10 protein-coding genes and 1 pseudogene are annotated in these 14,108 nt (G+C 33.2%); 8 read left to right on the top strand and 3 right to left on the bottom strand.

Features of this window, described 5'->3' with window-relative positions:
- Positions 1-390 precede the first annotated feature (390 nt).
- A complete protein-coding gene (locus PPBDW_RS17420) occupies positions 391-1,386 on the top strand; it encodes a RelA/SpoT domain-containing protein (RefSeq protein WP_036790847.1) in 996 nt (331 codons plus the stop codon).
- Between the two features lie 114 nt (positions 1,387-1,500).
- Positions 1,501-1,923: a PACE efflux transporter gene (locus PPBDW_RS17415; protein WP_036790844.1), complete on the top strand. Its 423-nt coding sequence runs from the start codon at positions 1,501-1,503 to the stop codon at positions 1,921-1,923.
- 50 nt (positions 1,924-1,973) lie between these two features.
- Here PPBDW_RS17415 and PPBDW_RS17410 read toward each other — a convergent pair whose 3' ends face one another.
- Positions 1,974-3,380, bottom strand: coding sequence for a sensor domain-containing diguanylate cyclase (locus PPBDW_RS17410; RefSeq protein WP_036790841.1), 1,407 nt, complete (start codon positions 3,378-3,380; stop codon positions 1,974-1,976).
- Positions 3,381-4,047: 667 nt separating this feature from the next.
- Between PPBDW_RS17410 and PPBDW_RS17405 the strand changes: the two genes are divergently transcribed.
- The 3 genes from PPBDW_RS17405 to PPBDW_RS17395 are packed head-to-tail and all read left to right on the top strand — an operon-like array spanning position 4,048 to position 7,594.
- Positions 4,048-5,370, top strand: a complete 1,323-nt coding sequence (locus tag PPBDW_RS17405) for a paraquat-inducible protein A (RefSeq protein WP_045041494.1) — start codon at positions 4,048-4,050, stop codon at positions 5,368-5,370.
- An 11-nt stretch (positions 5,371-5,381) separates the two neighbouring features.
- Entirely contained in the window at positions 5,382-7,022 is a 1,641-nt protein-coding gene (gene pqiB, locus PPBDW_RS17400; protein WP_036790838.1) for an intermembrane transport protein PqiB, read from the top strand.
- A gap of 2 nt (positions 7,023-7,024) precedes the next feature.
- Positions 7,025-7,594 (top strand): PqiC family protein, encoded by a 570-nt coding sequence (locus PPBDW_RS17395; RefSeq protein ID WP_036790836.1) that lies wholly within the window; start codon positions 7,025-7,027, stop codon positions 7,592-7,594.
- Between the two features lie 55 nt (positions 7,595-7,649).
- Here PPBDW_RS17395 and PPBDW_RS17390 read toward each other — a convergent pair whose 3' ends face one another.
- Complete coding sequence (locus tag PPBDW_RS17390) at positions 7,650-8,315, bottom strand: HAD family hydrolase (RefSeq protein ID WP_036792853.1); 666 nt, start codon at positions 8,313-8,315, stop codon at positions 7,650-7,652.
- Positions 8,316-8,529: 214 nt separating this feature from the next.
- On the opposite strand from PPBDW_RS17390, the pseudogene cqsA reads away from it, so the two are divergent.
- Positions 8,530-9,703 (top strand): annotated as a pseudogene (cqsA, locus tag PPBDW_RS17385) (alpha-hydroxyketone-type quorum-sensing autoinducer synthase).
- Positions 9,704-10,002: 299 nt separating this feature from the next.
- On the top strand, positions 10,003-11,151 hold the full coding sequence (locus PPBDW_RS17380) for a reprolysin-like metallopeptidase (protein ID WP_036790830.1): 1,149 nt from the start codon (positions 10,003-10,005) through the stop codon (positions 11,149-11,151).
- A gap of 61 nt (positions 11,152-11,212) precedes the next feature.
- Here the strand turns inward: PPBDW_RS17380 and PPBDW_RS17375 are convergent, their stop codons facing one another.
- Entirely contained in the window at positions 11,213-13,261 is a 2,049-nt protein-coding gene (locus PPBDW_RS17375) for a hybrid sensor histidine kinase/response regulator (protein WP_036790827.1), read from the bottom strand.
- Between the two features lie 173 nt (positions 13,262-13,434).
- On the opposite strand from PPBDW_RS17375, the gene PPBDW_RS17370 reads away from it, so the two are divergent.
- Positions 13,435-14,064 (top strand): class I SAM-dependent methyltransferase, encoded by a 630-nt coding sequence (locus tag PPBDW_RS17370; protein WP_036790824.1) that lies wholly within the window; start codon positions 13,435-13,437, stop codon positions 14,062-14,064.
- Positions 14,065-14,108: the final 44 nt, after the last annotated feature.

Genomic DNA, 14,108 nt, shown 5'->3' with positions numbered 1-14,108 from the left:
AGGGTTTAGGTTTGAAAAGTAGTGTTAACCTAAAATAAATATTTTATGACATTTTTTAGCATGATTAATTATTCAATGCTCTTGTGGTAAATAAGAATTATCAATTAGGTTATTGTTAGCTCTGATTTCGTAACAGTAATGATGCGCCGAAGAATTTTATAATTAGATGTATTTAACGGTGATGATTATCAACGCGTGATTAAAATAAGTCATTCAAGATTATTTTAATTCTATTTGTGGTAACTTTGTTATCATTTTAAGTTTCTTATAAAGTTGAAATATGTACGTAAAAATAATAACTTAGCTAAGTGATTAAAATAATAAATGATGTTCTATTTAATCTATCATTAGTCTTTATATCTATATTATTTATCAATAAGTGAGCCTGTAATGAGTATTGCTCTTTTGACAGAAGATGAGTTTCTGCATAATAATCGGATTAGTCAACAGCAGTGGCAAGCCAGCCTAATTACGTGGCCGACATTAAAAGCTATAGGTCTTTGCCATGAGCAACGAACAGAAGCACTGAACCTCACAGCAGAATCATATGCACGTATTATTCAACAGTGTTCTCATGTTCACTCTGTGCGCTGGCGAGTGAAAAACCCGCAGCATCTAATGGAAAAAATTGTCAGAAAAACACAACCTCATAGTTCGACATTTAAAGCTAAATATCTCGGTATTAATCAATATAATTATGACGAGATTGTTACTGATCTTATTGGCGTTCGAGCATTACATCTATTTAAAGATGACGGGTTAGTCATTCATGATTATTTAATGAATAAGTGGCAGTATGAAGAACCACCTGTTTATTATGTTAGAAGCGGAGATGATGAAGTTTTTGCTGTGTTACCTAAGGATATAAAAGTAAAAATACATCCTGCAGGTTATCGTTCGCTACATTATGTATTTGGTAGTGAGTTACAACAGCGACGTATTTTTACGGAAGTACAGGTACGGACTATTTTTGAAGAAGCATGGACGGAAATTGACCATAAAATACGTTATCCGAATTTTTCTACAGATGCAGAAATTTGTTCATTTTTACTGATATTTAATCGTCTGGTTGGATCGGCTGATGAAATGGGCTCGTTTGTAAAACAACTAGCAGTTGAAGCTGAGCAGCGTCAACAAGCGCTGATAGAATCGAAAACAATTGTGGAAACTAATGCTATTGATGTCGAAAATTTATTTGAAAAACTAGAAGATAAATCAATAAAAAAAGTTGATTATCAATCTGTTATTGAAAGTTTACGGCAGCAGGTTATGCAATTACAATCAGATAAAGAAGTGTTACAAAAATCAATATGCTCAAATATGCTGGCATCAACAACTGTCGTATCTCAGCGTTGTTACAAAGCTTCTGAGTTGTTAGACAAATAGCCTGTCCATCTGTTTTTCGGATGCTTTCTAGCTTGTTAATAGCAAAAAAACATTTATAGTAATATGCATAAAAGCTATCTATGACAAAAAATAAATGTACTGAGGAAATTTTTGATGAGAACGCGGTTGGATCGTATTCGCCATGCGGTTTGTTTTGAAATTATTGGCTTAATTTTATTGGTGGGTGTATTAAGTCAGTTAGGATTTGACAGTAGTCATATTGGCGTAGTAGGGATTGCTTTTTCAATTTTAGCAACTGGTTGGAACTATATTTACAATATTTGGTTCGACCGTATACTTTATCGTCGCTATAAAACAATAGTAAAAACAACTGCTATCCGTATTATTCATAGTCTTGGATTTGAAGCTGGACTTCTTTTGGTTACTATTCCTATTTTGTCTTGGGTACTAAAAGTTACTCTATGGCAGGCTTTTGTTCTTGATATTGGTATGGTACTTTTTTATCTCATTTATGCATATGTTTATAATATTGCTTATGATCGTTTATTTCCAATATCTGCGGTACAACAAGATTAATAAATAATAGTTTGATAATAGCCCCTAGTGATATTAGCAGTAGGGGCTTTTTAATGGTTAATATAAAAGGTGTAACAGTTTTTACCTTTTTTCTTACTGTCATAGACTGCTTTGTCAGCATTAATAATTAATTGTTCGATATCTCGTATTTCGTTATCAGTAAGTGCAACACCAATCGATGCTGAAAATGGAATAACGGTACTAGCATTACTGACTGATCCATTGAGTTCGATAATAAGCTTCTGTAATTTATCGATTAAATCGATCTCATTGTTGAAGTTGTTTGTTAATACGATAAATTCATCGCCGCCGAATCGACCTGCTAAATCGATGGGATGATTAAAAAATGTTGTTATATGTTGAGCAAATATTGAAATAACGTAATCACCATAATGATGACCTAACGTGTCATTAATTGTTTTAAGGTTATCAAGATCAATAAAGAGTAATGCAAACTTTTTATGATGTGTTTGAATTTTGATATTTGCATTTTGAATGAAATATTTACGGTTTAATAAATTGGTTCTAGAGCAATAAACACCATCTTTAGATGTATTAATAATATTGTTGAAGTGATGGTTTATATCGATATTGTCACTTTTTGATTGTGATTGAATCGGTATAATAGAAGTGCTCTCTTTAATAAAGTCATCAATTGGTGATGTGATAATAGAAACTTTTTTCATTAAATAATATCCAATAGTCACGGATGCTATTATAGAAATTAAAATATTAAAAATGATAAAAATAAAGCGTTCTTTTAAATATTGATTATAATTAAAAGTAGAGACTAAATACCAAGGCGTGTTTTTTATTTGATGTAATGTTAAACGTTCTATTTGGTATTTATTATTAATGGCATAATAACTAAATGCTATTTTATTTTTAATGTTATATGATATTTTAGTACTATCCAATGACGTATAAAGTTTATTTATTTTGAGTATATTTATATTTTTACAATTATTTTGAGTGCCTTTATAATCATTTAAGAGATTGTTTTTTATACTAGTATTTTCTTGATAAGAAAGTGCCTTTTTTATCTCGGCATATGACACAGAAGCAAAAATAGTTCCACCTTCGACTGAATTAGCAAAAGGTTTACATATGATATAAACATAACTATTAGAAATAGGTGAATGAATTAAGTTACTTATAGTCAGTTTATTATTTTCTATTGCTTGCTGAAAATAACGTCTATAGCTTATATTTTCTATGCTGTCGTTGTATGTTGTAGCAGCATTACCTTTTAGATCACTAATACCTAATATTTCGATATTAAAGGCTTCTTGATAAGGACGAACATATTCAATACGTTGTGATAATAATGATAATTGGTTTTTTACTGTATTATCGTTAGAAATTGCAGTTAGGAGGTTAGTATGTTTACTAATAATGTTTGTAATATTATTTTCTGTCGCAATTCTATTTCGTATTAATAAGTTATGTATACGCATGTATTGGTTATAGGACCAATAACTTAGATTAAAAATAACTAATAAGCTTAGACATAGTAAAATGTACTGGGTTATCTTCTTTTTAATACTATGGCTAATATTCATACAGTAGTGTCTTTTTTACCTGTAATGTATTCATGTATAATAACCACTATTTTACTGTGTTTAAAATACCTATGAATAGTCTTTATTTGTAACAATTAATCATACTTTAAACTGAAAGTAGTTAGAAAAACGGAATAAATGGTAAGAGAGTGTATTGTCTATAAGAGAATAGTTATTCATTGAGGTGGGTTTCTTGAAAGGATCTCCTTTGCTGATTAATGTTTTACTTGAGAGGTAAAAATTGAAAAATAACCGTCATTAAATGTAATGCGGTATTAAGTAAGAATACTGTTATAATGCATACCGTTCAAAATAAAGTATAATTAGGGGTAGTGTTTGATAATACTGAAATAGTAAATATAAAAAACACTATTTAAAACAATAAGTTTAATTTATAACGAGTTTGGGTTAGTCGGCGATAGTTCGCTGGGTATGTGTCTGTTTTTTGAAAATGATTTTTAGCATGTTAGTGAATTATACTATCAGGTTTGTTTGTCATAGGTGATGTACGTTGAGTAAAGAAATTGAACTCGCACGAAAGGCGATTGACGTGCAACAATCAATGATGATTGCGTGTGAAGAGTGTGGATTAGTCGTTGATATTCCTAATTTAAATGAAGGCGAAAAAGCGACTTGCCCTCGGTGTGGCCATACTTTAATAAAAGCCGTTAGCTTACCTTTTCAACGTCCTGTTGCTTACGGTGTCGCTTGTTTGATTATGTTAGCATTGAGTCTTTCATTTCCATTTTTGTCTTTTACTGTTAATGGTATGGGGCATCAAATTACACTCTTAAATGCGGCTGAAACATTACAACATTTTGAAAATAGTGTATTGGCTATTTTGTTAATGACTACAGTAATTGTTTTTCCAGCAGCATATGTGATATTAGTTTTATATCTCTATTATCGAGCTAACAAAGTAAAGAATATTGGTCATGTAATTCATGCTCGCAGTTGGATTAAATTCTTATGTCGAATATTATTTAAAATCCAACCATGGTTAATGGTTGATGTGTTTTTAATTGGTGTTTTAGTCAGTCTTGTTAAAATATCAGCATTAGCACATATAGGCTTAGGTAATTCGTTTTGGGCTTTTTGTCTCTATAGTGTGCTAGTTGTTAAGTGCGTTTCGTTAGTTGATAGAACTTGGTTGTGGGATCAGTTTTTTGCCATGGTACCGATTGATGGTGTTCATGATGGCGATACCCATATGGATCATAACCATGTTGGCTGTCATGATTGTAATCAAATAAATCCAATGCCAACGACGCATAACGCGCGTTGTTTACGTTGTGACAGTCGATTGCATGTTTTTAATGCTAATCATTCTTTACAGTACTCATGGGCTTATTTGCTGGCATCTATTGTCTTTTATATTCCTGCTAATTTATATCCTATGATGTATACCGTGAGTTTGGGGCAAACAGAAGGATCAACGATTCTGGGTGGGGTGGTATTACTTTGGAAAATGGGGTCATGGCCGATTGCTTTAGTGATCTTTATTGCGAGTATTTTTATTCCGATGGCGAAAATGTTTACGCTAGCATGGTTATATTTTTGTGCAGGTAAGCGAACGGATGATTCGACGCATATCGCAATTAAACATTTAAAATTATACCGTTTAACAGAGTTTATTGGCCGTTGGTCAATGGTTGATATTTTCGTGGTTGCCATTTTGGTAGCTTTAGTACAATTACAAAACTTAATGGCTATTTCACCAGGTCCTGCGGCGTTATGCTTTGCTATCGTGGTGATATTTACAATGTTATCAGCCATGAGTTTTGATCCACGGGTATTTTGGACGACTAAAAGCAAACCGTGTAAACAAGATTCAGAGTTAGATGCTACTGAATCCAATTCAGTAGTGCCTAGTGTACATAAATGAGAAAGCAGATTATGAGTGATAACCAGCCGACTGAGGCTAAAGTACAACGTTTGAAGCAAGTGTCTCCAATATGGATTGTTCCACTGGTTGCGTTAGGTATTGGTATTTGGATGTTTGTTCAATACCTTAATAGCCAAGGGCCAGTGATTACGATTCGATTGCCAAATGCATCAGGTATTGAAGTTGGAAAAACAGCGATAAAATCGTTGAATGTTAAAGTTGGTGTAGTTACAAAAGTTCAATTAAGTAAAGACTATAGCTACATTACTGTAACAGCTCAGATGAACAATGATACCGGGCGTATGCTTAAAAATGACACCTTATTCTGGGTCGTTAAGCCACGTATAGGTAAAGGTGGAGTTTCTGGTCTGGATACACTTCTTTCTGGTTCATATATAGAAATGCAGCCAGGAGAAGGTAAAGAGGACAAGAATCATTTTGTTGCTTTAGACGTGCCGCCTGTTGCGCCAGCTGATGCTAAAGGTTTGCGGGTTATTTTAACGAGTCGTCAAGCAGGAAAATTAGGTGTAGGTGATCCGGTTCTTTATGATGGTTTTACCGTCGGTCGTGTGGAACAAGTTAGTTTTGATATCAACAGTAAGCGTGCTAATTACCAATTATTTATATTTGAACCTTATGATAGTTTAGTGCGTACCAGCAGTAACTTTATCTTAGCCTCTGGTGTTAAGGTTCAGGTGGGTGCTGAAGGTTTCAATGTCAAAATTGGTTCACTAGAATCATTAATTACGGGTGGTGTGACATTTACTACACCGGCTGACGATCAAGGTAGTCCACAGTTACAGCAAAAAGCATATTACCGTTTATATAATAATCGTAGTGAAGTTCGCGAAAAAATGTTTGAACAACACCTTGATTTTGTAATGCTATTCAGTGAATCAATTCGTGGTTTAAAAGCGGGTGCTCCGATTGAATATCGTGGTATTCAGATTGGTACAGTGCAAAAAGTGCCGTTACGTTTACCTACTAGCCAAGAAGGCTTTACGAGTAAGCAAATTCCAGTATTGGTGCGTATTGATTTAGGTCGTGTTTATGACCGTTCAGATGAAGGTACACTAGCATCACTGCAGCAGAATCTTGAAAAAGAATTTAAACAAGGCCTACGAGCAACACTGAAAACGGGTAATTTATTAACTGGCGCATTGTATATTGGCACTGATGTTTATAAAGCCGAAAAACCAATGAAGGCGTTGACATATGATGGGTATAACCTTTTTCCAACTAAAACAGGCGATCTCGCTGAAGTTCAGAAGCAGCTAACAAACTTATTGAATAAATTTAATAAGTTACCTGTTGAAGATACTTTGAATTCAATGACTGCTACATTAAAAGCGTCTGAAAAAACGATGGCGACGATGCAAACTACGATCAATGATTTAGATCGTTTGTTAAAGCAAAAAGATACGCAAGCATTGCCTGGCGATGTACGTGCGAGTCTTAAACAGATCCAAACAACACTTAATGGTTTTGGCCCTGATGCTGCACCATATCAGAATCTTGAAGGTGCACTAACACGTTTTGAAGCAGTTATGACTGATCTTCAACCAGTGTTACGTCAACTAAATGAGAAACCAAATTCATTAGTGTTTGGTGATGAGAAAACAAAAGATCCAGTACCTGTTGGAGGTCGTTAATAATGAAAAAATGGTTCATCATTGCAGCTGTTACTTTAGCCGCAAGTGGTTGTAGCAGCGCGCCTGAAGGTATAAATACTTTCTTGTTACCAGCAGGTAAGACGTTAACAGTATCGCATGTAAATAATCAGCCATTATTGATTGTACGTCCTGTTGAGGTTGCGGCACATTTAGCAGGTAATGGTTTGGTTTATCAGACTTCTGCAACTGAAATGGTCGAAGCCCAGCAAAACCTATGGGGAGAAGCGTTAGCAAAACAGCTAACACGTCGTATTACTCATGACTTACGTCAAAAGCAACATCAATTATGGGCAACGCAATTAACGCCAACACTATCAACGACAGGAGCGCCGAGATTACAGGTACGTATTAACCAATTTAATGGTGTATATACAGGTGTGGCTAAAGTTGCTGGTGAGTGGATGGTCATTGGGGCGAATGGTAACTTACAAACAGTGCATCCGTTTGAGTTTAGCGTACCATTAGCTAAAGATGGTTACAGTGCTCAAGTTGAAGCATTATCAACAGCCGTTGGTGAGTTGACAACTCAAATCGCGAATGCAGTGAAGTAAGTTATTTATAAAAAAAAGCCCATAGGTTAATAGCCTGTGGGCTTTTTTATTAATTTTAAATAGGTAAATTATCGATTTTTAAGAACTCTAATGCTTCATCCATGGTACTAAATATATGATGTCCTAACGCGCGCGTTTCAGTATCTGGTTCAACTAAATCTATGATTTGTAGTGTTGTCACATTAGCTGTAATGGCTGATTTTACGCCATTATTAGAATCTTCAAAAGCGAGACATAGTTGCGGATTAATATGTAAACGCTGTGCGGCGAGAAGATATATTTCAGGTGCGGGCTTGCCATTAGTAACCTCATCACCACTGGTTATGTGTGAAAAATATTTAGTCAGTCCGGCTAAATGAAGCTTTTTGTGCGCGAGTGTATTGTGGGTTGATGTTGCCACAACCATTGGAATGTTTTGTGTCTGTAGCCATTCTAATAATGCAATAACACCACCTTTAACCGGAATGGGTTGATGTTCAACAACGGCAAGGTAACGTTGCATCCATTGTGGATGAAAAACCTTATAATCTAATAGATCTCCGTAACCTTGTTCAATTATAGGTTTAATGCCAGCTTGGTTACGACCAATGATAGAAAGATAGATGTCTTTTTTGAAAGGGATATTCATCTCAATGCAAGTTTGCTGGAAAGCTTTCATACAGACTTTTTCTGTATCAAGTAATAATCCATCCATATCAAAAATTGCAGCATGATATTTCATAATATTCTCAGCCTGATTATTTTTCAGCATATTTTCTCATAATATTAAATTTCAGAATAGATTATTTATGGTAAATCAAAATAATTTAGTTATTTATATGAAGATATTAAGAGAGTATAAAATAATAGGTTGTGTATTTTTTTATTAATAATAATATATCGTTGTTATTTACGATTATGTGAATAGCATTATATTAATTGAAAGGAATACATCAATGAAAAATCAAAATACGACTAAATCTCTGCCTGAATTTATAAAAAAAAATTGAATTTCATTTAGAGGAACTTATTTACCCAAGAAAAAATCAACAACATTTAGTATTAGGTAAAAAACCAACAGAAAATGGGGTTTTATTACAAAGTAATGATTATCTCGCAATTTCAAATCATGATTATATTCGAAAGGTATATGTTGATGCGTTAAATAACAATAAAAAAGATGTTGTTATGTCAGCGATATTTTTACATAAAGAAGATGATCATTCATTTGAGCATCAACTTGCTAATTATACAGGTTTTGAGCATTGTATCTTGTCGCAATCTGGTTGGGCTGCCAATGTAGCATTAATTCAAACGATCTTACCTGTTAATACACCAGTATATATTGATTTCTTTGCTCATATGTCTTTATGGGAAGGAGCTAGAATTGCAGAAGCACAGATTCATAGTTTCTTACATAATAATATTCGTCATTTAGAAAAGTTAATTAAGCGTAATGGGCCGGGATTGATTTTAGTTGATTCGGTTTATAGTACATTAGGTACGGTTGCACCTCTGACTGAAATCGTAGCATTAGCTAAGCATTATGGTTGTGCTATTTTAGTTGATGAATCACATTCATTAGGGACTCATGGACCACATGGCGCAGGGCTAGTTGCTCAATTAGGCTTAACAAATGATGTTGATTTTATAACAGTTAGTTTGGCTAAAGCCTTCGCTTATCGCGCTGGAGCTATACTATGTAGCCATAAAGTGGGGCAAGCATTGCCGTTTGTAGCCCGACCAGCCATTTTTAGTTCTGCTTTATTACCGCATGAAATTGCAGTATTACAAGCGACTTTAAATGTGATTAAAAATAGTGATGATCGCCGTTCACGATTAGTTGAACAAGCCGATAAATTACGTCATGGGTTGATTAAACTTGGGTTTAATATTCAAAGTCAGTCACAAATTATTGCTCTTGAAACGGGTAATGAAACTAATACTGAGATTATGCGAGATTATTTAGAAGATATGAATGTTTTTGGTTCTGTTTTTTGTTCACCAGCAACACCAAAAAATAAAAATCTTATTCGCTTTTCAGTTAATAGTGAATTAACCGATAAAGATATTGATACTATTTTGCAGGCTTGTTCTTTAATCAATCTAAAGTTAGAGCTCGCATCATAATAATGGTTAATATGTTCTAATAGTTAAATATATAGTATTAGGTAATTAAATGGTATTAAGCCTGCTAATAGTATTTAGCAGGCTTATTTTTTTTGGGGTATATAATCGTTATTATTATTTAATAATTAAATTTAAATGTATTTTAAGTATATTTATAGTGTCTTAATGTATAATTAAAATGTTATTCAAATTAAATATTGATATTGTTTTAAGCCTATGTATTATTGCTTCTATCAGGACGGAATAAATATTAAAACTTAATTAAATAATCATCATTGTATTATTTTAAAAGGATGCTCATGCAAAAGAAAAAATTATGTCTATTGTTAGCAATGTTTGCAGGGACTGTAAATGCTGCTGATTTTGAATCACCGTTAATTTTACCATCTGAATTATCACATAAAGCAATTGCCTCACAATGGGTAGTTGGACATTATCAAAATATAGAGCAAGCGAATAAAGTTTGGGATCATTATAAAGTTGATATTCACCTTTTACCCGCAACAGTGACTTATTTTAATTATCCTTATGCAACTATTGAAGAAGTTTCTGACGACGTAGAACAAATGGTAGCTAGTAGTTCGACTATTATTAATAATACCTTAACGACCTTTGCATCACAGATCTCTAATACTACCAAAGGCCATGCTCGATCGCCGATGGGGGATGATGATTTAATTTTAAAGAATAAAGTGCCATTGGTATTAAGTGAAGATACTGTTATAAATAAACGCTATCAATTTGTTTATGCGCATGAAGTTGGGCATACCTTTGGCGCTAAACATACTCAGGCAAATACTGTTGGTAGTACTGATGAGTTGTTTAAAAATGGCTATGGTACTAAGCAATGTAATGCAGAAGGTACCACAAGCTTAATGTCAGGCTTTACTAGTTACAATTCAGCGATTGGCTTACCGTTTATTAATGGTCAAGCGGGTTGCGATCAAGGTACTGCTGATGTCGTTAAACTGCTTAATCATACAGCTCTTAAAAAAGAAAATATTACGAAGTTAACAGGCGTTCAAACATTAGTTGCGTCAACGCGTGAAGATATCAATGCCCAACAATTTGAAGTCACACTTACTAGAAGCAAAGATATTGATAATGCGCAGCTAGCGACTGTTTATGTTGCAACTAAAGTAAAAGGTGATAAAACAGCCGCTCTAGCACCCAAAAATGTTGAGTTTGCAGCGGGGAGTAAGACTGCTGTTGTGACATTACCTTTTGATCAACTATACCCATTATTTGATAACGCAGACACTAAACAAGGTACTTATTTAGTTGCCGTTACGAAGGATGAAGTCATTCCAACAAGTGTTAATTTATTAGATTACAACACGCAGTGGCCACGAAATAATAATGGCGGTGAAGGTTCTGGTGGTAGTTTCTCTCTATTTTGGCTAATGATGATGTCATTAGCCGTTTATGGTCGACGTAAATTAGTATAACGATGTTTATAATTGAAAGTAGGTATAGATTAGCTATACCTACTTTTTAGTAAATTTATGATTAAAGCCATTGATTAACAATATTTAATAGTGTTTTTTTAGATGAGGGTTTAAGTAAAAAGTCAGTTATACCGACATTAACTAAGTGTTCTTTTTGAAGTTCATCTAATGAACCAGAATAACAGATAATAGGGATATGTTGATGTGAACAATATTGATTATTAGTTCTAATTTCTTTTGTTGCCTCGATACCGGACATAATTGGCATTTGTGAGTCCATTAGTATGAGATCAACTGTCGTTTCTTGTAAATAATTGAGAGCAGTAAGACCATTATCAGCTTCAATAACATCATAACCTGCATTTTTTAACAAAATACCAGAATATAAACGTAATGAGATATTATCATCAACAATCATAATTTTAGTTTTATTGGAATTGATTGTGTCAAATAAAATATTGTTTGGTTTTTTTTGAGTAAAAATTTGTGTGATTAATTTTTGTTGCAACTTGTCTATATGATCATACTCAAAGACATAAGATTCGTATGCCTTCGATAACGTTATTTTTTGAGCATCATTTTTATGGTGAATAACTATTATTTTAATAGTTGTTGTTGCTATTTTCTCTTGTAGTTCAGTTAATAGGGTATTGTTGATTGTATTTATATCAATGATAATGCAATCATAATTATTTGTATCAAGATCAGCTATATTATATAAAGACGCTTTTTTATAAAAAAGTTCGAAGTTATAAAAGAATGCTAAATGATTAATATCAGATAATATTTTATTCTGATTACCGATAAATAATATTTTCTTAATACTCATCAGATCATATTTCATTTTATCCACTGCTGGTGATGTGATGATAGGTAAGCGGATAATAAATGTTGTGGATATATTTTCTGTTGAATAACATTCGATTGATCCAGCAAAGGCATCGATTACTTTTTTACAGAAAGATAATCCTAAGCCAGTATTGTTCTTTTTCCCTGAAGTGTAATATTCAGTAAATATGTTTTTTATTGATGTTGACGATATTCCCTTACCATAATCTTTAACACTAATAATGGTTTCGTTATTTTTGCTATAAACAGAAATAATGATCTTGAAATTAGTTTTGTCTTTATAATAAAAAGAGTTTTTCAATAGATTAAAAATAACATAACGGAGTAAAATATCATTTCCGAAAAAAAGATTATCTTTATTCATTTGAAAAAAAACCAACTCCCGGTCACTTTTATTTTTGTAACCGTAGACATCTAGAGCATTATTAATAACTTCATTAATAGAGAAGTGATGAAATGAGTTTGGTGATATTTTTTGATTGTCAATCGAACTCAATAATAAATTTATTGTATTATGACCATTATTTATTATTGAAATATTGTCTTTAATTATATTTCGTAATTTACTTATTTCAGCATTAGATATTAGACGATTATGCAGAGGATCATCAGTTAAACTTTCGGGTAGAAGTTCTAATAATACTTCTTGAGATGCGTATAAGGCACCAAGAGGATTACGCATTTCATGAGCAATACCGCTGCTGAAAGATCGCGAAAAAAGTTGTTTACTTTCAATTTCTATTCGATTGCGATAATTAAAACAAATGCCAGTAAAATAAGAGAAACTGAATACAATGAGATATGAGGAATGAAAACCATTACCAATATTTCCCATTGTTAGATAGCCCATTAGAGCTGCTGTACACGCCGCTATCGTGGTAAAAATCAGAATAATTAGCCAGTCATAGATAATAATAATAGATAAAAAAATGGCGGCCATGAAAGACATTATCCATTCAACGGACCATTCATTGCGTATCATCATATAACAAAAGAAAAAAGGTAAGCAAAAACATATGCTAAACACAAAGTGCTTTTCTTTATAACGATAAAATATGCTTGGCATGTATGCTTTAATAGCAAATGGTAAAAAGAGTAAGGCACATACTATGCGTAATGGTAAGTTTTCATAGGGCTGCGGAAAGATATAAACCCAGATGAAATAATAAGCAGGGAAACCTATGCTACCAAATAGCCCGATAATAAATAAATTAGGTTCAATATAACGGTAAGTACTGGTTATTCTCTGCTTGATGTCCATTCAATTTCACATGCTCATGAGTGACTATTGTTGATATTATCTGTACCGTAAATTATTAGCAAGTTTTTACGTTTTGATATTCTATTTTATTGTTAATAATAAAGATTAGTGAAAATTCTGTTTATTGCTTTTAAAGTGTTAAAGTTATGACTTTATGATTACGGAATTTTGTGATGTCTTTTTTTATGGCTTTATTTTACGACAAGGTAATGCAACATACCGAAGAAGCCTGTTTGATTGAATGGCGTAGAATACTACTTGAAAACGTCGACGGCAAGGTGTTGGAGATCGGTGCTGGTACTGGAGCTAGTTTAGAGCTTTATCCACAAAAAACATCGTTAACACTCTATTTATCAGAACCAGATCAACATATGCGGATGCAGTTAGAACAAAAATTACATTCACAATCAAGTATTGAAGCAACAGTTTTATCATGTTCAACCGATCATATTGAAGCTGAAGATGATTTTTTTGATTATGTGTTCGTGTCATTAGTCTGTTGTTCTGTTAAGGATGTTGCGGCGTCGTTGCAAGAAATTAAACGGGTATTAAAACCAACGGGGCGGTTTATTTTCTTAGAGCATGTAGCTGCAGAGCCTGGATCCAGTTGTTATCATTGGCAACGACGGCTTAATTTTATTTGGCGTCGAGTGGCGGATAATTGTCATCTAAATCGGACAACGGAACAATCTATCATTGATGCAGGTTTTGTTATTGAAGAGATTAAATATGAAAAAATGTGCAAGATGATAGCTGTTGTACAGCCAACGATTCGAGGTATTGCAAGCATTGCCCCAGAATGAATAGAAAAGAGTGCAGCACACTCTTTTCTATATACAGATTAACG

It is taken from the genome of Photobacterium kishitanii (assembly GCF_000613045.3).
Classification (GTDB): domain Bacteria; phylum Pseudomonadota; class Gammaproteobacteria; order Enterobacterales; family Vibrionaceae; genus Photobacterium; species Photobacterium kishitanii.
Note: the sequence above shows the minus strand (reverse complement) of the source record. Positions and strands in the feature narration are given on the sequence as shown.

What these genes read in the sequence shown, in the direction of transcription:
- PPBDW_RS17420 (WP_036790847.1), top strand. Translation starts at nt 391, where the DNA reads ATGAGTATTGCTCTTTTGACAGAAGATGAGTTTCTGCATAATAATCGG.
- PPBDW_RS17415 (WP_036790844.1), top strand. Translation starts at nt 1,501, where the DNA reads ATGAGAACGCGGTTGGATCGTATTCGCCATGCGGTTTGTTTTGAAATT.
- PPBDW_RS17410 (WP_036790841.1), bottom strand. Translation starts at nt 3,380, where the DNA reads ATGCGTATACATAACTTATTAATACGAAATAGAATTGCGACAGAAAAT.
- PPBDW_RS17405 (WP_045041494.1), top strand. Translation starts at nt 4,048, where the DNA reads ATGATGATTGCGTGTGAAGAGTGTGGATTAGTCGTTGATATTCCTAAT.
- pqiB (WP_036790838.1), top strand. Translation starts at nt 5,382, where the DNA reads ATGAGTGATAACCAGCCGACTGAGGCTAAAGTACAACGTTTGAAGCAA.
- PPBDW_RS17395 (WP_036790836.1), top strand. Translation starts at nt 7,025, where the DNA reads ATGAAAAAATGGTTCATCATTGCAGCTGTTACTTTAGCCGCAAGTGGT.
- PPBDW_RS17390 (WP_036792853.1), bottom strand. Translation starts at nt 8,315, where the DNA reads ATGAAATATCATGCTGCAATTTTTGATATGGATGGATTATTACTTGAT.
- PPBDW_RS17380 (WP_036790830.1), top strand. Translation starts at nt 10,003, where the DNA reads ATGCAAAAGAAAAAATTATGTCTATTGTTAGCAATGTTTGCAGGGACT.
- PPBDW_RS17375 (WP_036790827.1), bottom strand. Translation starts at nt 13,261, where the DNA reads ATGGACATCAAGCAGAGAATAACCAGTACTTACCGTTATATTGAACCT.
- PPBDW_RS17370 (WP_036790824.1), top strand. Translation starts at nt 13,435, where the DNA reads ATGTCTTTTTTTATGGCTTTATTTTACGACAAGGTAATGCAACATACC.